Origin of the sequence: Jeongeupia chitinilytica, from assembly GCF_014652315.1 — a bacterium.
GTDB lineage: Bacteria > Pseudomonadota > Gammaproteobacteria > Burkholderiales > Chitinibacteraceae > Jeongeupia > Jeongeupia chitinilytica.
On sequence record NZ_BMYO01000001.1, the window covers coordinates 577,098 to 597,909 of the forward strand.

The following is a 20,812-nucleotide window of genomic DNA, read 5'->3' on the forward strand; positions in this document are numbered from 1 at the left end:
TTACCGTGCCGATTGATGGCGCCGTGCGGCCTCCCTGGCCTTGCGCTCGGCGGTATACGCCCACCAGGGTTGTGGCGGCTCGCCGTCCATGAAACGGACGACGGAGACGAGCACGTCGATCATGCACGGGTCCTGCCGCGTGGCCGTCGCCACGCACAGCAGGTCGTAGAGTTCGTACGGATCGCGCCCGACCAGCTGCGCCGGTGCGGTGATGCCGATCCGCCGCAGGTAGCCGGCGCAGGCCTTGCCGATGTTCGGCAGGTCCTCGAGCGAGTGAACGCGGGCGCGGTCGACCTTGGCGGGGTTCATGTTCAGGGGGCGTCGGGACGCTTGGCCGGCGCGAGATAGAAGTCTTCCGGCTTGACCAGCTTCGGCGTGTGCGGATCGTCTTCATAGTTCGGCGACATGATCTGCACGCCGTATTCGTTGAACACGTCCTGCACGTTGCCGTTGAGCTCGGAAAGGATCTGCAGCCGCAAGCGCGGCTCGTCGAGCGCGAAGCGCAGGTGGTATTCGACGTAGAAATCCGACAGTGCGGTCTGGTAGACCACCGGCTGCGGGTCCTGGCGCAGTCCCGGTGTGCGCTTTGCCGCTTCGAGCAGCATCGCGTGAACCTGACGCCACGGCGTGTCGTAGCCGATGGTGACGACGATCTTGCAGATCACGCCGCCGCCGCGGGCCAGGCGCGAAAAGTTCTTCACGCTCTGGCTGACCAGTACCGAGTTCGGGATGCTGACCTCCTCGCGCAGATTGGTGTGGACCTTGGTGGCGAACATGCCGATTTCCATCACCGTGCCTTCCTCGTCGCCGATCTGCACGTACTCGCCGACCTTGATCGAGCGCGAGTAGATCAGGATCAGCCCCGAGGCGAACTGGCCGACGACGCTGGATGCACCCAGCGACACCATCAGGCCGACGATGACGCTGAGGCCCTTGAACGCATCGGTATTCGCCCCCGGCAGATAGGGATAGATCATCGCCACGGCGAACAGCCAGGCGGCAACCGACAGCAGCTTGCGCGTCGTTGCGGCGGTGTCGGCGTCGAAGAAGCCGAGCTGGACCCGGCCCGATTCGACCTGGACGAACAGGTAGTTGATGCCGCGGACGAACCAGCGCGTCAGCAGCAGGATCAGCACGACGACCGCCAGACTCGGCAATGCCGAGAGGATGGCGATGGCGAACTGGCTGGCCAGCGCCAGCATCGCCGCGTCGAGCTGCTCGCCCCAGATCCGCGTGTACGGGAAGCAGCGCAGGACGAAGGACATCCACACGTAGGCGATGCCGAGCGCGCTGGGCCAGAAGATCAGGTAGCCGAGCAGACGCAGGCCCAGCTTGATCAGCCGGACCGGTACGACGCTGCGCATGTGGTTGAGCTTCTGGATGATCCGGCCGAGCACGAAGCGGACCAGCCGGCTCCACAGCTGCCAGACGCGCCGAAGCAGCCACAGCGCAAGGCCGAAGACGAGTGTCGCGACGACGGCCTTGGCAATCGCCAGCAGCCATTCCTGCGGCTTGTCGAAACCGCGCATGTCGGTGAAGAGGTCGGTCAGTTCCTGTTTGGCGCTCTCCAGATCGCCGTGCAGCGTTTCGCCGGCCAGCGTGTCGACGTCGGCGGTGCTGATGAAGAACAGCGGGTTGCCGTCGTACATCAGCGAACCACCCTCGTCGTTGGTGCGCACCGACAGCTTCAGCGGGGTTGCATCACCGACCAGCCGGCGGATGCGCTTCTCGGCCGCCTCCTTGCGCTGCTGCGGTGTCGAGCCGAGGAGGTTGCCGCGGAAGACGACGATGGTGCGGTTGTTGAGCACCAGCGGTACTTCGTCCGCACCGGATGCTGCCGGCGGCAGGGATGCGGGAGCCGAGGCATCGCCGGCGTGGGCCAGCAGCGACAGGCAGAACAGGAAGATCAACGTAATCAGTCGCATGGCGGTGTCGTGGTGTCGTGGTGTCGTGGTGTCGATTGTGGTGACTGCCGTTCGTCAGGAGGCATGCGGACGGCATCGAGAATCATTATTGATAATGAATCTCATTTATGTTTGAATGCTTTCCACCGGCGGCAAAAGCCGGGTGCATATCATCATACAAGGAAGAAAATCCCATGAATGCTTACCTGGTCGGCGCCGATGTGCTCGGCAACATTCCGGATCTGCTCAACCGCTACGGCATCACCATCCACAAGCACGTCTCCGGTCGCCACGCCGCGCACCAGCGCAAGCCGGCCAGCCTCAAGGGCGTCGACCTGATCATCCTGTTTACCGACTTCCTCGGCCACAACGTCATGCGCCATTACCGCGAGCTGGCGAACGAGGAAAACATCCGCTTCGTGGCCTGCCGCCGCTCGGTCTGCTCGCTGTCGCAAACCCTGGACAAGCTCGGCCACTGTGCCGGCAACCCGTGCGACACCTGCCCGCAGCGCAAGCTGCACTGAGGCCGGTTGCCGGGCGCCGCCAACGGCGGGCGAATCCGGCAGCAGGGCGGCAAAACTTGCCGCCGCCGCATTGCCAACAGGCCCGGCCTTCGCTGCCGGGCCTTGTTTTTGGTCGTTGCCCGTGATGGCACGCTTCCTGCTTTATCAGGAATCCGTGATTGACCCAGACCGGCCCACTCCATGCTCGGACGCATCGACGATTACTTCAAGCCACAGGAAACCGCGCTCAGGCTCCGCAGCGAGCGTCAGCAGGTACTGGCGGCGAACATCGCCAATGCCGATACGCCAAACTACAAGGCGCGCGATTTCGACTTCGGTGCTGCGTTCAAAGCCGCCATGGGCGGCAGCACGCAGCCGGTGATGAAGCAGACCGACCCGCGCCACCTGCAGCCTGCCGCCGCCGCCGATCCGCTGGCACCGCAACTGGGCTACCGGATTCCGGCGCAGGGCGCCATCGACGGCAACACCGTCGAGATGGACAACGAGATGAGCCAGTTTGCCGACAACACGCTGCGCTACCAGGCGGCGCTGACGTTCATGCAGAGCCGGATTTCGTCGATCAAGACCGCCCTGAGCAACCAATAAGGCCCGCCATGTCGCTGTTTCAGGTTTTCGATATCGCTGCCTCGTCGATGAAGGCGCAATCGCAGCGCCTCAATGCCGTTGCGAGCAACCTTGCCAATGCCGAGTCGGCGACCAGCTCGAATGGTCAGCCCTACCGCGCGCGTCAGGTCGTGTTTCAGGTCGCGCCCCTGCCCGGCGGCAGCGTCAGCACGCCGGGCGTGCGCGTCGCCGGCGTGATCGAGGACCCGGCGCCGCCGAAGCTGGTCTACGAGCCGGCCAATCCGCTGGCCGATGCCAACGGTTACGTGGCCATGCCCAACGTCAATGTCGTCGAAGAGATGACCAACATGATTTCCGCGTCGCGTTCGTACCAGACCAGCGCCGACGTGATGAACACCGCCAAGACCCTGTTGCAGCGCACGCTGCAGCTGGGCCAAGTCTAATCCGTCCGGGAGACCGCCATGTCCGCCGTCAACGCCACCAGTGGTTTCGACTACAGCACGCTCAACGCCAAGGCCGAAAAGGCCAAGGACACCGCTGCCGACATGCAGCAGAGCTTCCTGAAACTGCTGATCACGCAAATGCAGAACCAGGATCCGATGAACCCGATGGACAACGCCCAGACCACGTCGCAGATGGCGCAGATCAACACGGTCACCGGCATCCAGCAGCTGAACACGACGATGACGCAGATGATGGCGAGCATGGCCGGTGCACAGGGGCTGCAGGCGGCTGCAGTGGTCGGCAAGGACGTGATGGCACCGGTCAAGGAACTGGATTACGCCGGCAAGGATGGCGTCGATCTCGGCCTCGACCTGCCGGCCGGCCACAAGGGCACGCAGCTTGCCATCGTCGATGCGGCGGGCAACGTCATCGAGAAGGTCGACATCCCGGCTTCGCAGACCGGCTACATCAGCATCAAGTGGGACGGCAAGCTGGCCGACGGCACGCAGGCGCCGGCCGGCAGCTATCACGTGCTCGCAGCCAGCATCAACGCGTCGGGCAAGGAACAGGCGATCGACGTGTTCGGCTGGCAGAAGGCGGCCAGTGTCACGCTGGCGAGCAACGGCACCAAGGTGCAGCTCACCGACGGCACCATCGTCGATTTCGACAAGATCAAGCAACTGCGCTGAAACGCCGGTCCATAACACGATATCGGGCCGGTAGACCGGCCTTCGGAGGCAGAAATGGGTTTCCAACAGGGTTTGAGCGGCCTGAACGCATCGTCGAAGAGTCTGGACGTGATCGGCAACAACATTGCCAACGCCAGTACCGTCGGCTACAAGGGTTCGCGTGCCGAGTTCGCCGACATCTACGCGGCGACCTTCGCCAACTCGGGCACGCTGGCCGGCATCGGCGCGCGGCTCGACAACGTTGCGCAGCAGTTCGGTCAGGGCAACATCAGCACCACCAGCAATCCGCTTGATCTGGCGATCACCGGCAACGGCTTCTACCGCGTCGTCGACGGCAACGGCAGCGTCAGCTACACCCGCAACGGCCAGTTCCAGCTCGACCGCAACGGCTACATCGTCAACGGCAGCCAGAAACTCACCGGCTGGCCGGTCGATCCGCGCAGCGGCTTGCTGAACAAGGGCGGCGTACCGCAGCCGCTGCAGCTGACCGTCGGCAATGTCGGCGCCAGCGCCACCGGCGCGTCGGGCCTGGCCAACGCCGGTCTGGCGATGATCACCAACCTCGACGGTTCGAAACCCATCATCGACCGTGCCGCACCGCCGGCCGGTACCGGTCCGCTGAACGTGCAGGACCCGACCACCTACAGCGACGCGACCACGGCCAGCGTGTTCGACGCGCAGGGCGTGCGCCACTCGCTGACCTTCTACTTCACCAAGACCGCGACGAACCAGTGGGAAGTGCAGACGTCGTTCGACGGCGCCAACCCGGTACCGGCAACCGGCACGGCCGGTACGCAGGCCTATCTGTATTTCGACGGCAACGGCAAGCTCGACACGACGTCGAATCCGACGACCAATGCCGCCGGCTTCACCTACACGACCGCGCTGGCGGCACCGAACGGCGCAACCAGCCCGTTCACCTTCCCGGTGTCGTTCGCCAAAAGCACCCAGTTCGGCAGTGCCTTCGGTGCGACCTATACGCAGGACGGCTACGCCGACGGCACGCTGACCGGCATCAGCGTCGACAAGAGCGGCGTGATCGTCGGTTCGTACTCGAACAGCCAGACCAAGGTGATCGGTCAGGTCGTGCTGGCGAACTTCGCCAACGTTCAGGGCCTGCAGCCGCTGGGCGACAACCGCTGGGCCGAGACCTTCGCATCGGGTGCGGCCAACGTCGGCGATCCGGGGTCGAGCAACCTCGGTTCGCTCCAGTCGTCGGCGCTCGAGGATTCGAACGTCGACCTGACCGGCGAGCTCGTCAACCTGATCACGGCGCAGCGCAACTACCAGGCCAACGCCAAGACGATTTCGGCGCAGGACACCATCCTGCAAACGCTGGTCAACCTCGGCTAAGCCGGCGGGACATAGACAAACATGGACCGGCTGATCTACACCGCGATGTCCGGCGCCAAGCACACGATGCTGCGCCAGAGCACGATCTCGAACAATCTGGCGAATTCGCAGACACCGGGTTTCCGCTCCGAGCTGGCGGCGTTCCGTGCGCTGCCGGTGCTCGGCGGTGTCTTGCCGACGCGCGCCTTCGTCACCGAGCAGACCACCGGTGCCGACTACACTCCGGCACCGCTGATGCAGACCGGTCGCGAGCTCGATGCCGCCATCGACGGTGACGGCTGGTTTGCAGTGCAGACCGGAACCGGCGAGGCGTACACGCGCAACGGCAGTTTCGAAATCGACGCTGCCGGCTTGCTGAAGACGCGCAGCGGCGCGGTCGTGCTGGGCGAGAACGGTCCGATCACGATTCCGGAAAATACCCGGATCACGATCGGCCCGGACGGCACGATCAGCGGCGTTTCGCTCGACGATGTCACGCAGAACAACGATCTGGGCCGGCTCAAGCTCGTCAACCCGGCGGTGGCCGGGCTGGAGCGCGGCAGTGACGGGCTGTTCCGCCAGCGTTCGGGCGAGGCCGCGCCGGCCTCGGCCGACGTCAAGCTGGCGGGCGGCATGCTCGAAGGCAGCAACGTCAACCCGGTGGCCGAACTCGTCAACATGATCTCGGCGCAGCGCCAGTACGATGTGCAGATCCAGCTGCTGCAGAAGGCCAGCGACAACGCCCGCGCAGCGGCGCAGGTGATGGCGTTCAACGCGTGATGAGACCGCCGTACGCAAGCCGTACCCGTCGTCGCAGTACCCAAACACAATAAGCGGCAGCGCATGGCGCGTCGCGGATCACGGTGCCCCGCACCGGATCGCTACAAAAACAATCAATCTCTCTCGGGATAGTCATGATTCGCTCGCTCTGGACTGCCAAGACCGGCATGGACGCCATGCAGATGAACGTCGACGTCATCTCCAACAACCTGGCGAACGTCAACACCAACGGCTTCAAGCGTCAGCGCGCGGTGTTCGAGGACCTGCTGTACGTGAACCTGCGCCAGCCCGGTGCATCGACCAGCCAGCAGACGCAGTTGCCGACCGGCCTGCAGCTCGGCACCGGCGTGAAGCCGGTCGGTACCGCGCGCATCTTCACGCAGGGCAATCTGCAGCTGACCGACGGCAGCCTCGACATGGCGATCAACGGCCAGGGCTTCTTCCAGATTTCGCTGCCGGACGGCAACACCGCGTATACCCGCGACGGCTCGTTCCAGGTCGACAACCAGGGCAACGTCGTCACCGCCAGCGGCTACCAGATCCAGCCGGCGCTGCAGGTCCCGCAAGGAACGACCAGCCTGACGATCGGCAAGGACGGCACCGTGACCGCCGTGATCAACGGCGCGACGTCGGCACCGGTGCAGCTCGGCACGATCCAGCTGGCCAGCTTCATCAACCAGGGCGGCTTGCAGTCGGTCGGCGACAACCTGATGCTCGAAACCGCCGCCTCGGGCGCGCCCAACGTCGGCCAGCCGGGCACCAACGGGCTCGGGGCGATCAACCAGGGTTATGTCGAAACCTCGAACGTCAACGTCACCGAAGAACTGGTGAACCTGATCGAGGCGCAGCGCGCGTACGAAATCAATTCGCGTGCGGTGAAGACGTCGGACGAGATGCTGCAGCGTCTGTCCAATCTGTAAAAAGGAAACCGTAGTGAAGGCTATCGAGCGTGTTTTGAGTGTGGTCATGGCGACGTTGTTGTCGGCATGCGCATCGATGCAGCCCCAGATCGTTTCGGCCCCGACGACGGCCAGACCGCTGCCGCCGGTCGCCACCCAGCAGAACCCGGGTGCGATCTTCCAGACGACGTCGTCGCGCATGCTGTTCGAAGAGCGCGTCGCGCGCTACGTCGGCGACGTCCTGACGATCCAGATCGAGGAAAACCTCAGCGCCAGCAACTCGTCGACCAGCAGCGCCAACCGCGACGGCAGCACCAAGATCGGCGGCTCGGGCGACCTGCCGTACTTCCCGGGTGCCCTGAGCAAGTTCTTCGACGCCAACGTCAGCATGTCGGCCGGCAATACCTTCTCCGGCAAGGGCGCGACCAACAACAGCAACACCTTGCGCGGTACGCTGGCCGTGACGGTGATCGACGTGCTGGCCAACGGCAATCTGGTCGTCGGCGGCGAAAAGCAGATTGCCGTCAACGGCTACCAGAACGCCTGGCGCTTCACCGGCGTCGTCAATCCGTTCGACATCAAGACCGGCAACGTCGTGTCGTCGACGCGTGTCGCCGATGCGCGGATCGAACAGGTGGGGCAGGGCGCAATCGCCGACGCCAATTCGGTGGGCTGGCTGCAGCGGCTGTTCCTCAGTCTGAGCCCGTACTAAGGAGACCGACATGCTGCGTAAACTGATGCCGGCGCTGCTGCTGGCGGCCATTGCGATCGCACCGGCCGCGCAGGCGCAGAAGCTGCGCGAACTGGCGTCCGTCGCCGGCGTGCGCGACAACCAGCTTATCGGCTACGGCCTCGTTGTCGGCCTCGACGGCAGTGGTGACCAGACCACGCAAACCCCGTTCACCGTGCAGTCGGTGATCAACATGCTGAACAACCTCGGCGTTCAGGTGCCGACCGGCGGGAACCTGCAGTTGAAGAACGTGGCCGCGGTGACGGTGACGGCGAACCTGCCGGCTTTCGCCCGGCCGGGCCAGCCGCTCGACGTGACCGTTTCGTCGATCGGCAACGCCAAGAGCCTGCGCGGCGGCACGCTGGTACTGACGCCGCTCAAGGGCGCCGATGGCCAGGTGTACGGCATGGCACAGGGCAACATCATCATTCCGGGTGCCGGCGCTGCGGCGGCCGGCAGCAGCGTGACGATCAACTCGCTGGCTGCGGGGCGCATTCCGAACGGCGCGACCGTCGAACGTGCGGTGCCGAATGCCATGAACAACAGCGAGTTCGTCCAGCTCGAACTGCTGCAAACCGACTTCACCACCGCCAGCCGCATGGTCGAGGCGATCAACCGCAACCTCGGCCCGGTTGCCGCGGCGCTGGACGGCCGTGTCGTGCAGGTCCGCGCGCCGCAGGATGCCAACCAGCGCGTGACCTTCCTGTCCCGGCTCGAGAACATCGACGTCAATGCGGCGCCGGTCGTCGCCAAGGTCATCATCAACGCGCGCACCGGTTCGGTGGTGATGAACCAGTCGGTCGAAATCGATCCGTGCGCCATCTCGCACGGCAACCTGACGGTGACGATCACGACCGACAACCAGGTGGTGCAGCCGAATCCGCTTGCCGGTGGGCGCACCCGGACCGTGGCGAATGCCGACATCCAGATTCAGTCCGATTCGGGCGGTGTCGTCCGCCTGCCGAAGGCGGCCAATCTGCGCGACGTGGTTCGCGCGCTCAATGCCGTTGGCGCGACGCCGCAGGACCTGCTGGCGATCCTGCAGGCGATGAAGGCGGCGGGCAGCCTGAAGGCCGAACTCGAAGTGATCTGATCGGCAGGCACAGCAATTGCTTATAAACCGCGGTAACCTTGCCGCGGTTTTTTTCATGATCACCACCAAGCCCGTTCTGACCGGTCAGGACTTCGCCACCGACACCCGGGGCGTCGAGTCCTTGCGGCAGACGATCAAGTCGTCGCCGAAGGCGGCCGCCCACGCGGTCGCGCAGCAGTTCGAAAGCATGCTGATGCAGCAGCTGGTCAAGTCGATGCGTGACGCCTCGCCGCATTACGACGAGCTGCAGTCCTCCGCTACCGATCTGTATCGCGGCATGTATGACCAGCAGATGTCGCTGATGCTGGCGAAAAAGGGCGGGGTCGGGCTGGCCGGCGCGATCGAAAGGCAGCTCGAGGTCATGCAGAACCCGGCGCTGCTGAAGACCGTACAGCGGCACAAGTCGCTGCAGCAGGGCGAGCTGGCACCGGTCACCGGCGGCAGTGCGGCGGCAAATTCTGCCGCTTCGACGGCGAATGGCGGCTTTGTCGACAACGTGCTTGCCGCGGCAAAGACCGTGGCGCCGACGCTGGGCGTGGCACCGCAGCTGCTGCTGGCGCATGCCGCGCTCGAAACCGGCTGGGGCAGGAAGCCGATTCGCGACGCGGCCGGTGGCGACAGCCACAACCTGTTCGGCATCAAGGCCGGCAAGGACTGGCAGGGCAAGACCGTCGACGTGACCACGACCGAATACGTCGACGGAGTCGCACAGAAGCGGGTCGAGACCTTCCGTGCCTACGATTCCTACACCGATGCACTGGCCGACTACGCCGGGCTGCTCAAGCGCCGCTTCGCCGACGCGGTCGGCAAGGGCGAGGATGCGCTCGGCTTTGCCAGGGCACTGCAGGCCAAGGGCTATGCCACCGATCCGCAGTACGTCGACAAGTTCGCGTCGGTTGCACGGCGAATCAGCCGGCAACTGGCCGGTTCGACCTCAAGTTAATGCCCGTCCTGCCGATATACAGATGAATTCGGAGTAAAAACATGGCTTCCAGTATCTTCGGGATTGGCGTTTCCGGCCTCAATGCGGCCAACCTCGGCCTGACGGTGACCGGTCACAACATCGTCAACGGTAGTACGCCCGGCTATTCGCGGCAGAACATCGTCCAGAGCGCGCCGTACCCGCAGAGCACCGGCAACGGCTTTGTCGGGCTTGGCGTGCGTGTCGACGACATCCGCCGCTCCTTCGACCAGTTCCTGACCCGCAACGTCCAGGTCGCGCAGTCGCAAGCCAGCTATTACAACGAGTTGCTGTCGCACCTCACCGAAGTCGACAACATCGTTGCCGACCCGACCGCCGGCGTGACGCCGGCACTGCAGAACTTCTTCAGTGCGATGCAGAACGTCGCGACCAATCCGTCGAGCACCCCGGCACGGCAGGCACTGCTGTCGTCGGCGCAGACGCTGGTCAACCGCTTCCAGGTGTTCGACCAGCGGCTGACCGAGTTGCGGGACAACCTCAACGGCGAGCTCGGCAACACGGTGTCGAGCATCAATGCGATTTCCAAGCAGATTGCCCAGCTCAACAACCAGATTGCCGTGCAGGGCGGTTCCGGCCATCCGCCCAACGACCTGCTCGACCAGCGCGACGAGCTCGTCAAGCAGCTCAATACCTTCGTGAAGGCAACCGCGACGACGCAGCAGGACGGCTCGATCAACATTTTCATCGGCAATGGCCAGAGCCTCGTGGTCGGCAACCAGCCGTTCGAGCTTGGCGTCGAGCCGTCGCCCAGCGATCCGCAGCGGATGTCGGTCGTCTACAAGCAGAACAACAACCTCGTGTTCCTGCCCGAGTCGCAGCTGACCGGCGGCAAGCTGCAGGGCCTGCTCGATTTCCGCAGCAAGACGCTCGATACCGCGCAGTCGTCGCTGAACCAGATTGCGCTGGTGACGGCCCAGACGCTCAATACCCAGCAGCGTGCCGGCGTCGATCTGACCGGGGCGATGGGCACGGGCATGTTCGGCTTCAATACCGATCCGACCACCGGTGCACCGACGCTGGGACAGGTGTATTCGAACACCGCCAACACCGGCAACGCGCAACTGGGCGGCTACATCAGCGACGTCGGCAAGCTGACGTCGAGCAATTACGAATTTGCTTTTGATGGCACCAACTACATCCTGACGCGGCAGTCGGACAAGCAGAAGACCGTGTTCACGCCGGCGCAGGTCGCGGCCGGCCCGGTCGGCGTCGACGGCCTGCAGCTGTCGATCAGCAGCGGCAACATGGCGGCCGGCGACCGGTTCAACATCCAGCCGACGGCCGGTTTCATTCGCGGCCTATCGGTCAGCATGACCGAACCGTCGCGCGTTGCGGCGGCAGGCGCAGTCGTCGCGGCCGCACCGAAAACCAATACCGGCTCGCTGACCTACACGCAGCCGGCCACGACGGTGCCGGTGACCGATGCCACCTGGAAACCCGGTGCATCGCTGCAGAACCCGGTGACGATCAACTTCACCTCGCCGACCAGCTTCACCATCACCGATACGGTGACCGGCGTTACCGGCCCGGCGCAGGCCTACACGCCGGGCATGACCGTCTCGGCCAATGGCTGGTCGATGAAGCTCGACGGCACGCCGGCGACCGGCGACGTCGTCAACATCGGCCCGAACACCAATGGCGATGCCGACGGCCGCAATGCGCTGGCGATGGCTGCGCTGCAGACGCAGAAGCTCGTCAACGGCAATGTGAGTTATCAGGACGCCTACGGCCAGTTGGTGTCGCAGGTCGGCGTGCAGACTAACGACGCCAAGATCATGTCGGACGCGCAGGATACGGTGCTGGAGCAGGCAACCGATGCCCGCAATTCGGTGTCCGGCGTCAATCTCGACGAAGAGGCCGCCAACCTGCTGCGCTACCAGCAGGCCTACCAGGCGGCAAGCAAGGTAATCCAGATCGCGCAGGAGGCTTTCCAGAGCATCCTGCAGATCGCGAACTGAGGCAGATCCAGATGGCCATTCGCGTTGCAAGTTCCACCGTCTACGACATCGGCAGCCGCGGCATGCAGTCGCAACAGTCGCTGCAGGCAAGGTTGCAGAACCAGCTGTCGACCGGCCGGCGCATCCTCACGCCATCGGACGATCCGATCGGCGCGTCGCGCGTGCTGTCGGTGAATCAGGCGCAGTCGATCAACACCCAGTACAGCGTCAACAGCAAGGCCGTCGATTCGGCGCTCGGTCTGACCGAGTCGACGCTGCAGCAGGTGACCGAGCTGGTGCAGAACGTCCAGCAGCTTGCAGTCCAGGCCGGCAATCCCGGCCTGAGTGCCGCGGACCGGCAGTCGATCAACGTCGAGCTGAAGTCGCGTTACGAAGAGTTGATGGGGCTGGCGAATACCACGGACGGGTCGGGCCAGTACCTGTTCTCGGGCTTTCGCGGCAGCACCAAGCCGTTTTCCGAATCGAGCTTCGGCAACGTCCAGTACCTCGGCGACGAAGGCCAGCGGCTGGTGCAGATTTCGGCATCGCGCAACCTGCCGATTTCGGAGTCCGGCACGACGGTGTTCGGTTCGGTGAAGAACGGCAACGGCACTTTCCAGACTGCTGCCGCTGCAGGCAATACCGGCTCGGGCATGGTCGACATCGGCACCGTGACCAATCCGCTCAAGTGGTCGGCCGCCGGCAACGTGCAGGATTACAAGGTTGCGTTCAACGTCGATGCCGCCGGCGTGACGACATATGACATCGTCGACGCCACGAGCAACAAGTCGATGATCGACGGTTTCGACTATGCGACCGGCACGCGTCCGGCGGGTATGCCGCGCGCGTACAACGCCGGCAGCGAGATCGAGCTCAAGCAGCTGCCGACCGATCCGGCGGGACCGGCCTGGGATGCCGGCGTGTCGCTCGGCATCAAGGGCGTGCCGGCCAATGGCGACAGTTTCAGCGTCCAGCCCTCGCAAAGCCAGGACATGTTCTCGATGCTGGCGGACTTCTCCAACATCCTCGGTGCGCCGCAGTTCGACGAGAATTCGAAGGCGACCTATCAGAACGGTCTGGGCCGGGTCATCGGCAACCTGTCGAACGCGCTCGACAGCGTGCTGTCGACGCAGTCGAAGATCGGTGCGCGGATGAACGAGACCGAGTCGGTCCGCAATACCAATGAAGACCTCGACCTGCAGTACAGCCAGACCCTGTCCGGATTGCAGGACCTCGACTACTCGAAGGCGATCAGCGATTTTGCCTTTACCCAGACGCTGCTCGACGCGGCACGGGCGACGTACTCGAAAGTGCAGGGCATGAGCCTGTTCAAGTACCTCTGACACCGGTTCTACCCAGCAGAACGGCCCGCCAGTGCGGGCCGTTTGCGCTGTTACAATGGCGGGCCGAAACCCCGACCGCGATTTTCCATGGCCAAGGACAAAACCGTTTACAGCTGCAGCGCCTGCGGCGGCCTTTCGCCCAAATGGCAGGGGCAGTGCCCGAGCTGTGGTGAATGGAACACGCTGAGCGAAGCGATCGCCGAATCGAAACCCGGTGGCAGCGGCAACCGCTTTGCCGCGCTGGCCGCCGACGGGCAGGTCCGCCAGCTCGCCGACGTCGATGCCGAGGAGCTGCCGCGCACGCCGACCGGGATTGCAGAACTCGATCGCGTACTCGGTGGCGGACTGGTCCCCGGTGGCGTGGTGCTGATCGGTGGCGATCCGGGCATCGGAAAATCGACCTTGTTGCTGCAGGCGCTGACCCGGCTGGCACCGGAACGCAAGGTGCTCTACGTCTCCGGTGAGGAGTCGGCGCAGCAGATCGCGTTGCGTGCCAAGCGGCTCGATCTGGCCGATGCGCCGGTGTCGCTGTTCGCCGAGATCGGCCTCGAACGCATCCTGACGATGCTCGACCGCGAAAAGCCGCAGGTCGTCGTCATCGACTCGATCCAGACGATGTACACCGAGGCGCTGACCAGTGCACCGGGCAGTGTCGCCCAGGTGCGCGAGTGTGCGGCGCAGCTGACCCGTTTTGCCAAGCGCCACGGCACGACGATCCTGCTGGTCGGCCACGTGACCAAGGAAGGTGCGCTGGCCGGGCCGCGCGTGCTCGAGCACATCGTCGACGCAGTGCTGTATTTCGAAGGCGATACGCATTCGAGCTTCCGGCTGATCCGGGCGATCAAGAACCGTTTCGGGGCGGTCAACGAACTGGGCGTGTTCGCGATGACCGACAAGGGCCTCAAGGAAGTCGCCAACCCCTCGGCGCTGTTCCTCAGTCAGCACAAGGAGCCGGTACCCGGCTCGTGCGTACTGGTGACGCAGGAGGGCTCGCGGCCGATGCTGGTCGAAGTGCAGGCGCTCGTCGACGATGCGCACGCGCCGCAGGCACGGCGGCTGGCGGTCGGTGTCGAACAGAACCGGCTGGCCTTGCTGCTGGCGGTGTTGCACCGGCATGCCGGCATCGCCGCGTTCGATCAGGACGTGTTCATCAACGCCGTCGGTGGCGTGCGCATCAGCGAGCCGGCCGCAGACCTGGCGATGCTGCTGGCGATCGTCTCGTCGCTCAAGGACCGGCCGCTGCCGCACAAACTGGTGGTGTTCGGCGAAGTCGGCCTGGCAGGCGAGGTACGGCCGGTACAGCGCGGGCAGGAGCGGTTGCGCGAGGCCGCCAAGCTTGGCTTCACCCACGCCATCGTCCCGAAGGCCAACCGGCCGCGATCGCCGATCGAAGGGATGACCGTGACCGCAGTCGAGCGCTTGGCCGATGCGGTCGGCGCGGCACTGTAAGTGCCTAGGCTGAGGCTATCATTGCGATTGAATCGTTTTTACCGGCTGACGGTTGAATGACGATAAAATGCCCCCATTGATTCGATAACGCCTTGCCGTCCTAGCGGTGCGGCAACCGACTACCCCTAAGCGGAGATTTTTCATGAGCGAACATATCGTGCAAGTAACCGACGCCAGCTTCGACGCCGACGTGCTGCAGGCGCAGACCCCGGTTCTGGTCGACTACTGGGCTGAATGGTGCGGCCCTTGCAAGATGATCGCGCCGATTCTTGACGAAGTGGCGGGCGAGTACGCCGGCAAGCTCAAGATCGCCAAGCTCAACATCGACGAAAACCAGGCTACGCCGCCGAAATTCGGCATTCGCGGCATTCCGACGCTGATGCTGTTTGTCGGTGGCGAAGTGAAGGCCACCAAGGTCGGTGCCCTGTCGAAGTCGCAACTGACCGCATTCCTCGACAGCAACCTGTAATTCCCCGACCGTCAACACCGTTGGCGGTTTGCAAGGCGGGCAACTCCCACGGTTGCCCGCCTTGACATTGCATTTTGTTGGCGTATACGCTTACAAGTATTCTTTGCGCCGGGGTTCTCCCGCGCAGCCGTTCCCGCACCCGTTCCAGTCTTTCCGACTCCACAGCCCATATCCTATCGGCCGCCCTCTATGCATTTGTCCGACCTCAAGCCGCTCCACGTTACCGAACTGGTCGAAATGGCCACGAAGTTCGAAATCGACGGCGCCAACCGCATGCGCAAGCAGGACCTCATCTTTGCGCTGCTCAAGAACCAGGCCAAGAAGGGCGAGAGCATCTTCGGCGACGGTACGCTGGAAGTCCTGCCGGACGGATTCGGTTTCCTGCGCAGCCCGGACACCAGCTACCTTGCCGGGCCGGACGACATTTATGTCAGCCCGAGCCAGATCCGCAGGTTCAACCTGCATACCGGCGATACCGTCGAAGGTGAAATCCGTACGCCGAAGGAAGGCGAGCGCTATGTCGCGCTGGTGAAGGTCGACAAGATCAACGGCCAGCCGCCGGAAGTGTCGAAGAACAAGATCCTGTTCGAGAACCTGACGCCGCTGTTCCCGAATCAGCGCCTTCATCTCGAGCGGGCGATCAAGGCCGAAGAGAACATTACCGGTCGCGTGATCGACCTGATCGCGCCGATCGGCAAGGGCCAGCGCGCCCTGCTGGTCGCGCCGCCGAAGACCGGCAAGACGGTGATGCTGCAGAACATCGCCCACGCGATCACTGCCAATCATCCCGATGTCGAGCTGATCGTGCTGCTGATCGACGAGCGCCCGGAAGAAGTGACCGAAATGACGCGCTCGGTGCGCGGCGAAGTGATCAGCTCGACCTTCGACGAGCCTGCCACGCGCCACGTCCAGGTTGCCGAAATGGTGATCGAGAAGGCCAAGCGCCTCGTCGAACACAAGAAGGACGTCGTGATCCTGCTGGACTCGATCACCCGTCTGGCACGCGCCTACAACACCGTGGTGCCGGCATCGGGCAAGGTGTTGACCGGTGGTGTCGATGCCAATGCGCTGCAGCGTCCGAAGCGTTTCTTCGGCGCGGCCCGCAACATTGAGGAAGGCGGCAGCCTGACGATCATCGCCACCGCGCTGATCGACACCGGTTCGCGCATGGATGACGTGATCTACGAAGAGTTCAAGGGCACGGGCAACAACGAGCTGCACCTCGACCGGCGCATGGCCGAAAAACGCCAGTTCCCGGCGATCAACATCAACCGCTCGGGTACCCGTCGCGAAGAGCTGCTGATTCCGCAGGAACAGCTGCAGAAGATCTGGGTGCTGCGCAAGCTGCTGTACCCGATGGACGATCTCGAGGCGATGGAATTCCTGCTCGACAAGATCAAGGCGACGAAGACGAACAACGACTTCTTCGATTCGATGCGCCGCTAATCCCGATCTTGCCGCGAGCAGTCCGATCTGGAATAATGTTGCGTCTTGCGCCGGCACAATCCCGGCGCGCAAACTCTAGGAAAAGCCATGAAAGCCGATATCCATCCCGAATACAACGAAGTCATCTTCTTCGACGCAAGCGTTGACTTCAAATTCCTGACCCGTTCGACCCTGAAGCCGAAGGGCGGTGAGACCATGAAGTGGACCGACGGCAAGGACTACCCGGTCGTGCGTCTGGACGTGTCGTCGGAATCGCATCCGTTCTACACCGGCAAGCAGAAGATCGTCGACACCGCTGGCCGTATCGAGAAGTTCCGCAACAAGTACGCGATGTACAGCAAGTAAGCCGGAACCCGGTCAAACAAAAAAGGCAGCTTTACGGCTGCCTTTTTTGTCTTCTGCGCTTATCCTTTTCCTTCCTTCTCCGATCCGCGTCCGCATGCTGACCTATCTGCCGCCTTCCGAGCGAGAAACGCCGCCCCCGCCGTCCGACAAACCCTGGTTGCTGTTGCTGCTGTGCGTGTTCTGGGTCTTTCCCGGTCTGGTCGGTCACGATCCCTGGAAGCCGGGTGAACTGGAAACGGCAGCGGTAATCGGCCGATTCCTTTCCGGCCAGCACTGGTCGCTGCCGTTCTTTGGCGAACAGCCTTATCTGATCGCCGGACCCTTGTATTACTGGAGCGCTGCCTTGCTGGCCTGGCCGCTCGGCAAGCTCGGCCTCGCTGTTCACGACGCCGCACGACTGATTACCGGCGTGTGGACTGCTCTGGCGATGTGGGGGGTAGGGCTGGCCGGGCGCGAACTGTTCGGTCGGCGGCAGGGACGCGTCTGCGTGATGGTGCTGATCGGTTCGATCGGCCTCGTCGTCTGGGGGCATCACCTGGCGCCACCGATCCTCACGCTGACCGCGTTCGCGTGGCTGGCCTATGCGCTGGCGTATGCGCGGCGCCAGCCGCTGCTGGCGGGGTTGCTGCTCGGTCTGGTGTGGCTGGTGCTGATCGCTGGCAGCAATCTCGGGCAGCTCGGCCTGGCTGTACTGATGGCGGTTGTGGTCGGGGCACTCGGCCCTTGGCGCCGGTCCGCCTATCTGGTGACGTTGCTTGCCGCGCTGGTGATTGCCATTCCGGTGGGGGCCATCTGGCTGATCGATCTGGTTCGGTATGACCCAGCGGCCTTCGCGCAGTGGCTGCGCCTGTTTGCTTTCGGACCATATGACGGTATCGGCAGCTCCGCCTGGCTGGGAACTGCCGGCTATGTGCTGGCCGTCGTGCCATGGTTCGCCTGGCCGGCATTGCCGCTGGCGTGCTGGGGGATCTGGAGCAACCGGGCCGAGCTCGGTTCACAGCCGAAGTTGTTGCTGCCGCTGATCATGGCCGGGCTCGGTCTGCTGTGGCTGCTGCTGGCCGGTGACGTGCGCGAATCGGACCTGCTCGTGCTGTTGCCCTCGCTGTCGCTGCTGGCGGGGGCCGGCATCGACAGCTTGCGGCGCGGGGCGGCGGCTGCGCTGAACTGGTTTGGCGTGATGACCTTCGGCATTGGTGCCGCGCTGCTGTGGCTGGGCTGGCTGATCCTGCATCTCGGGGCCCCTGCAAGCTGGGGCAATGCGCTGCAGGCTGCGAGTCCGGCTTACGAGCCGTCCTGGCACTTCGGTGGTCTGCTCAGTGCGGCGGCGATCAGCGCACTCTGGTGCTGGGTGCTGGTACGCAAACGTCCGTTGGGTCGGCTGGCCGTAACCAACTGGGCCTGCGGCGTGACCCTGCTCTGGGGGGTGCTGATCGGTTTGTGGCAACCCTGGCTGGATGCGTCCAAGAGCTATCGGGATGTCGTGATGTCGCTGCGGCAGGCGCTGGACCAGCAAGTGCCGCCGGGATGCATTGCCGGCGAGGTATCGACATCGATGCTGGCGTCACTCGATTACTTTGCCGGCATCCGCCTTCGCAGCGGGCCTGCGGCGGCGGAATGCTCGCTGGTGTTGCGGCAGGGAACGCCGCCGGTGGGATCGTGGATCCGCTGGGAGGGGCAGCGCGCCGGTGAGAGCCGGGAGCGTTTCTACCTGATCCAGCTGCCCGAAGGCGGCGGCGAATAAAAAAACGGCGGGAAATCCCGCCGTTTTTTTATTCCTTGGTGCTGGCCGGTGCGTCAGGGTCGACCGCGTTGAGGATGTTGCGTCGCACGAACCAGAAGAGGTAGCCGGCCATGCCGCAGACGAACACGATGGTGAACAGGCTCAAGAGGCCGATGTCGGACGTAAGCAGTGTTTGTAGCGGTGTGTTTTCCATTTTCGGGGCTCCTGCGTCGATGCCCCAATATGCCGAAGGGATGTTCGGCAGGCCTTGATGCCGGTCAAGGTATGAGGGCGCTCTGTTGCTGGCAAACGCGGTTGCGACCGGCATGTTTGGCGTCGTAGAGCGCTAGGTCGGCCCGCTTCAGCAGCGGGTCGATCAGCGTGTCGCCCGGCTCCAGTGGCGTGATGCCAATGCTGGCAGTGAAACGTATCGTTTCGCCGCTGGGAATGACCAGTTCGTGCGCTTCGATCCGGGCACGTAGGCGTTCGGCGACCAGCAGCGCCATCGGCATCGGTGTTTCGGGTAGCAGCGCAGCGAACTCCTCGCCGCCCAGCCGGCCGATCACGTCGGCATCCCGCAGCGTACTGCGGCAAAGCGCGGCAATGGCCCGGATGGCCGCGTCACCGGCATCGTGCCCGTACGCGTCGTTGATGCGCTTGAAATGGTCGATGTCGATCATCATCAACGTCAGTGGCCGGCCATAGCGCTGGGCGCGGATCAGTTCGTGGTTGGACACGTCCATGAAATGCGCACGATTGGCCAGCCCCGACAGACCATCGGTGGTGGCGCGACGTTGCAGTTCGGATTCGAGCGCCTTGTGCTCGGTGATGTCGCTGATGCCGATCAGCAGGGTGGTGCCGGCACTGCCCTGTGCCAGCGACATCGACAGATGGCCCCAGAACGTCTCGCCATTGCTCCGACGCAACCGCACTTCGAGATTGCGCACCGGTTGGCTCTGCCGAACATTCTCCAGTTGATTGAGGAAGTCGAGCCGGTCCTGATACAGCTGGAACACGCGCATCGAGAGCGCGGTGGCCTGCGGCAGCGCGAACATCTGCGATGCCTGCTGATTGATGTAGGTGATGAAGTGGTCACCCGGACGGCTCAGTACCAGTGCGACCGGTGTGGTTTCGATCATCTGCCGGAAGCGCGATTCGCTGGCGTCCAGCCGCTTTTCCTTGCTACGCAGATGGGTCGACAGCTGCCGCGATTGCCAGAAGAAATAGGCCATCAGCAGCGCCATGGCCATCAGTAGCGCACCACCGATCAGGTAATAGCGGGTTTCGGCGTGCCAGCGTGCGAGATAGTCGTTCGAGGACAGGCTGACGGCGACAAAAAACGGCGTGTCGCCGATCTGCTGGTAGGCCGTCTGGCGGGTGATGCCGTCGATGCGGGTCTGGCGGACCTGGATGCCTTCCTGGGCACCGTCGCGCAGTGCGCGCAGTGTGGCGGCATCCGGCTCGAAACCCGCCGGTTGCGGCGGATAACTGGCGATGACGCCGAGGCGCTCGTCGACCAGCATGGCCACGCCCTGATGGCCGAGCGCCAGATTGCCGAATACGCGGTCGAAATACTGGGTGGTGATCGTCGCGCCAACCCAGCCGTCGAGCTGTCCCGGCGTGATCTCTACGCGGTGGACGATGATCAGGCCGGGACGCTGCAGGCCACCTTTTCCGTCGAGTCTGGCGTAGTCCCGTTCGATAAAGGGGTTGTTGCGCATCCGGTCCAGCGCTTCCGCTTTGAGCGGAATGTTGCTGCCCGGCGTATCCAGCGCCCGATGGGTCAGGACCGCATCGGGGCTGAACAGCGCGAGATTGTCGAGCTGGCGGATTTGCGCCAGCTGATCGAGCAGCAGGCTCTGCAGCGTCTTGTTGCGTGCCTCTCCCAGATCCGGGCTGCTCAGGTCGCCAGGTTGCAGTTGCAATCCGAGGCCATTGACGACCAGATCGACCTCGCGAAGCGCCGAACCGAGTTGCCCTTCGAGGACGCCGGCGAGATTCCGTGCTTCGTCGCGGGCCCGCTGTACTTCGGCCCGGTAGGAACTGTTGATCTGCAGGCTGAGGATCAGCAGCAGGCCGAGCGCGAACAGCACGGTCACGACACCGCTGATCAGCGATTGGCGTCCGGACCAGCGCAGCAGGGCTAGGCGCATGCGCGACCG

Annotated in this window: 21 protein-coding genes; 17 read left to right on the top strand and 4 right to left on the bottom strand. The window is 64.0% G+C overall.

Translation table 11 applies throughout. The features are described 5' to 3' along the window. Complete coding sequence (locus IE097_RS02760; protein WP_189458595.1) at nucleotides 1-309, bottom strand: helix-hairpin-helix domain-containing protein; 309 nt, start codon at nucleotides 307-309, stop codon at nucleotides 1-3. Nucleotides 310-311: 2 nt separating this feature from the next. Beyond that, nucleotides 312-1,925, bottom strand: a complete 1,614-nt coding sequence (locus IE097_RS02765; protein WP_189458596.1) for a mechanosensitive ion channel family protein — start codon at nucleotides 1,923-1,925, stop codon at nucleotides 312-314. 173 nt (nucleotides 1,926-2,098) lie between these two features. On the opposite strand from IE097_RS02765, the gene IE097_RS02770 reads away from it, so the two are divergent. The 17 genes from IE097_RS02770 to IE097_RS02850 all read left to right on the top strand — a co-directional run bounded on the left by IE097_RS02770 (nucleotide 2,099) and on the right by IE097_RS02850 (nucleotide 18,671). Then, a complete protein-coding gene (locus IE097_RS02770; protein ID WP_189458597.1) occupies nucleotides 2,099-2,428 on the top strand; it encodes a DUF2325 domain-containing protein in 330 nt (109 codons plus the stop codon). A gap of 180 nt (nucleotides 2,429-2,608) precedes the next feature. Then, complete coding sequence (gene flgB, locus IE097_RS02775) at nucleotides 2,609-3,013, top strand: flagellar basal body rod protein FlgB (RefSeq protein ID WP_189458598.1); 405 nt, start codon at nucleotides 2,609-2,611, stop codon at nucleotides 3,011-3,013. A gap of 8 nt (nucleotides 3,014-3,021) precedes the next feature. Further along, nucleotides 3,022-3,435, top strand: coding sequence for a flagellar basal body rod protein FlgC (flgC, locus tag IE097_RS02780; RefSeq protein ID WP_189458599.1), 414 nt, complete (start codon nucleotides 3,022-3,024; stop codon nucleotides 3,433-3,435). Nucleotides 3,436-3,453: 18 nt separating this feature from the next. Next, on the top strand, nucleotides 3,454-4,125 hold the full coding sequence (locus IE097_RS02785) for a flagellar hook assembly protein FlgD (RefSeq protein ID WP_189458600.1): 672 nt from the start codon (nucleotides 3,454-3,456) through the stop codon (nucleotides 4,123-4,125). A 54-nt stretch (nucleotides 4,126-4,179) separates the two neighbouring features. Next, the gene (gene flgE, locus IE097_RS02790; protein ID WP_189458601.1) at nucleotides 4,180-5,478 is read left to right on the top strand and encodes a flagellar hook protein FlgE; all 1,299 of its coding nucleotides are present in this window, start codon (nucleotides 4,180-4,182) and stop codon (nucleotides 5,476-5,478) included. A gap of 21 nt (nucleotides 5,479-5,499) precedes the next feature. Then, nucleotides 5,500-6,237, top strand: coding sequence for a flagellar basal-body rod protein FlgF (gene flgF / locus IE097_RS02795; protein WP_189458602.1), 738 nt, complete (start codon nucleotides 5,500-5,502; stop codon nucleotides 6,235-6,237). Between the two features lie 134 nt (nucleotides 6,238-6,371). Next, complete coding sequence (gene flgG, locus IE097_RS02800; RefSeq protein ID WP_189458603.1) at nucleotides 6,372-7,157, top strand: flagellar basal-body rod protein FlgG; 786 nt, start codon at nucleotides 6,372-6,374, stop codon at nucleotides 7,155-7,157. A 46-nt stretch (nucleotides 7,158-7,203) separates the two neighbouring features. After that, entirely contained in the window at nucleotides 7,204-7,848 is a 645-nt protein-coding gene (locus tag IE097_RS02805; protein ID WP_189458703.1) for a flagellar basal body L-ring protein FlgH, read from the top strand. Between the two features lie 10 nt (nucleotides 7,849-7,858). Continuing rightward, complete coding sequence (locus tag IE097_RS02810; protein WP_308429673.1) at nucleotides 7,859-8,959, top strand: flagellar basal body P-ring protein FlgI; 1,101 nt, start codon at nucleotides 7,859-7,861, stop codon at nucleotides 8,957-8,959. A 55-nt stretch (nucleotides 8,960-9,014) separates the two neighbouring features. Continuing rightward, nucleotides 9,015-9,902 carry a flagellar assembly peptidoglycan hydrolase FlgJ gene (flgJ, locus tag IE097_RS02815; protein WP_189458604.1) on the top strand — a complete coding sequence of 296 codons (888 nt, stop codon included), beginning with the start codon at nucleotides 9,015-9,017 and terminating at the stop codon, nucleotides 9,900-9,902. Between the two features lie 41 nt (nucleotides 9,903-9,943). Beyond that, nucleotides 9,944-11,899: a flagellar hook-associated protein FlgK gene (gene flgK, locus IE097_RS02820; RefSeq protein WP_189458605.1), complete on the top strand. Its 1,956-nt coding sequence runs from the start codon at nucleotides 9,944-9,946 to the stop codon at nucleotides 11,897-11,899. 11 nt (nucleotides 11,900-11,910) lie between these two features. Continuing rightward, the gene (gene flgL / locus IE097_RS02825; protein WP_189458606.1) at nucleotides 11,911-13,221 is read left to right on the top strand and encodes a flagellar hook-associated protein FlgL; all 1,311 of its coding nucleotides are present in this window, start codon (nucleotides 11,911-11,913) and stop codon (nucleotides 13,219-13,221) included. Between the two features lie 87 nt (nucleotides 13,222-13,308). Beyond that, nucleotides 13,309-14,670, top strand: a complete 1,362-nt coding sequence (gene radA, locus IE097_RS02830) for a DNA repair protein RadA (RefSeq protein ID WP_189458607.1) — start codon at nucleotides 13,309-13,311, stop codon at nucleotides 14,668-14,670. Between the two features lie 142 nt (nucleotides 14,671-14,812). Then, on the top strand, nucleotides 14,813-15,139 hold the full coding sequence (gene trxA / locus IE097_RS02835) for a thioredoxin TrxA (protein ID WP_070527125.1): 327 nt from the start codon (nucleotides 14,813-14,815) through the stop codon (nucleotides 15,137-15,139). 189 nt (nucleotides 15,140-15,328) lie between these two features. Next, nucleotides 15,329-16,585, top strand: a complete 1,257-nt coding sequence (rho, locus tag IE097_RS02840) for a transcription termination factor Rho (RefSeq protein WP_189458608.1) — start codon at nucleotides 15,329-15,331, stop codon at nucleotides 16,583-16,585. Between the two features lie 87 nt (nucleotides 16,586-16,672). Then, nucleotides 16,673-16,930 (top strand): type B 50S ribosomal protein L31, encoded by a 258-nt coding sequence (locus tag IE097_RS02845; protein ID WP_189458609.1) that lies wholly within the window; start codon nucleotides 16,673-16,675, stop codon nucleotides 16,928-16,930. A 94-nt stretch (nucleotides 16,931-17,024) separates the two neighbouring features. Then, nucleotides 17,025-18,671: an ArnT family glycosyltransferase gene (locus IE097_RS02850; RefSeq protein WP_189458610.1), complete on the top strand. Its 1,647-nt coding sequence runs from the start codon at nucleotides 17,025-17,027 to the stop codon at nucleotides 18,669-18,671. Between the two features lie 28 nt (nucleotides 18,672-18,699). Here the strand turns inward: IE097_RS02850 and IE097_RS02855 are convergent, their stop codons facing one another. Further along, entirely contained in the window at nucleotides 18,700-18,864 is a 165-nt protein-coding gene (locus IE097_RS02855; RefSeq protein WP_189458611.1) for a DUF3149 domain-containing protein, read from the bottom strand. Nucleotides 18,865-18,928: 64 nt separating this feature from the next. Continuing rightward, on the bottom strand, nucleotides 18,929-20,803 hold the full coding sequence (locus IE097_RS02860) for a sensor domain-containing diguanylate cyclase (RefSeq protein WP_189458612.1): 1,875 nt from the start codon (nucleotides 20,801-20,803) through the stop codon (nucleotides 18,929-18,931). Nucleotides 20,804-20,812: the final 9 nt, after the last annotated feature.

Bases quoted from the DNA above. Each gene is read 5' to 3' on its own strand.
- IE097_RS02760 (WP_189458595.1), bottom strand. From the start codon at position 309: ATGAACCCCGCCAAGGTCGACCGCGCCCGCGTTCACTCGCTCGAGGAC.
- IE097_RS02765 (WP_189458596.1), bottom strand. From the start codon at position 1,925: ATGCGACTGATTACGTTGATCTTCCTGTTCTGCCTGTCGCTGCTGGCC.
- IE097_RS02770 (WP_189458597.1), top strand. From the start codon at position 2,099: ATGAATGCTTACCTGGTCGGCGCCGATGTGCTCGGCAACATTCCGGAT.
- flgB (WP_189458598.1), top strand. From the start codon at position 2,609: ATGCTCGGACGCATCGACGATTACTTCAAGCCACAGGAAACCGCGCTC.
- flgC (WP_189458599.1), top strand. From the start codon at position 3,022: ATGTCGCTGTTTCAGGTTTTCGATATCGCTGCCTCGTCGATGAAGGCG.
- IE097_RS02785 (WP_189458600.1), top strand. From the start codon at position 3,454: ATGTCCGCCGTCAACGCCACCAGTGGTTTCGACTACAGCACGCTCAAC.
- flgE (WP_189458601.1), top strand. From the start codon at position 4,180: ATGGGTTTCCAACAGGGTTTGAGCGGCCTGAACGCATCGTCGAAGAGT.
- flgF (WP_189458602.1), top strand. From the start codon at position 5,500: ATGGACCGGCTGATCTACACCGCGATGTCCGGCGCCAAGCACACGATG.
- flgG (WP_189458603.1), top strand. From the start codon at position 6,372: ATGATTCGCTCGCTCTGGACTGCCAAGACCGGCATGGACGCCATGCAG.
- IE097_RS02805 (WP_189458703.1), top strand. From the start codon at position 7,204: ATGGCGACGTTGTTGTCGGCATGCGCATCGATGCAGCCCCAGATCGTT.
- IE097_RS02810 (WP_308429673.1), top strand. From the start codon at position 7,859: ATGCTGCGTAAACTGATGCCGGCGCTGCTGCTGGCGGCCATTGCGATC.
- flgJ (WP_189458604.1), top strand. From the start codon at position 9,015: ATGATCACCACCAAGCCCGTTCTGACCGGTCAGGACTTCGCCACCGAC.
- flgK (WP_189458605.1), top strand. From the start codon at position 9,944: ATGGCTTCCAGTATCTTCGGGATTGGCGTTTCCGGCCTCAATGCGGCC.
- flgL (WP_189458606.1), top strand. From the start codon at position 11,911: ATGGCCATTCGCGTTGCAAGTTCCACCGTCTACGACATCGGCAGCCGC.
- radA (WP_189458607.1), top strand. From the start codon at position 13,309: ATGGCCAAGGACAAAACCGTTTACAGCTGCAGCGCCTGCGGCGGCCTT.
- trxA (WP_070527125.1), top strand. From the start codon at position 14,813: ATGAGCGAACATATCGTGCAAGTAACCGACGCCAGCTTCGACGCCGAC.
- rho (WP_189458608.1), top strand. From the start codon at position 15,329: ATGCATTTGTCCGACCTCAAGCCGCTCCACGTTACCGAACTGGTCGAA.
- IE097_RS02845 (WP_189458609.1), top strand. From the start codon at position 16,673: ATGAAAGCCGATATCCATCCCGAATACAACGAAGTCATCTTCTTCGAC.
- IE097_RS02850 (WP_189458610.1), top strand. From the start codon at position 17,025: ATGCTGACCTATCTGCCGCCTTCCGAGCGAGAAACGCCGCCCCCGCCG.
- IE097_RS02855 (WP_189458611.1), bottom strand. From the start codon at position 18,864: ATGGAAAACACACCGCTACAAACACTGCTTACGTCCGACATCGGCCTC.
- IE097_RS02860 (WP_189458612.1), bottom strand. From the start codon at position 20,803: ATGCGCCTAGCCCTGCTGCGCTGGTCCGGACGCCAATCGCTGATCAGC.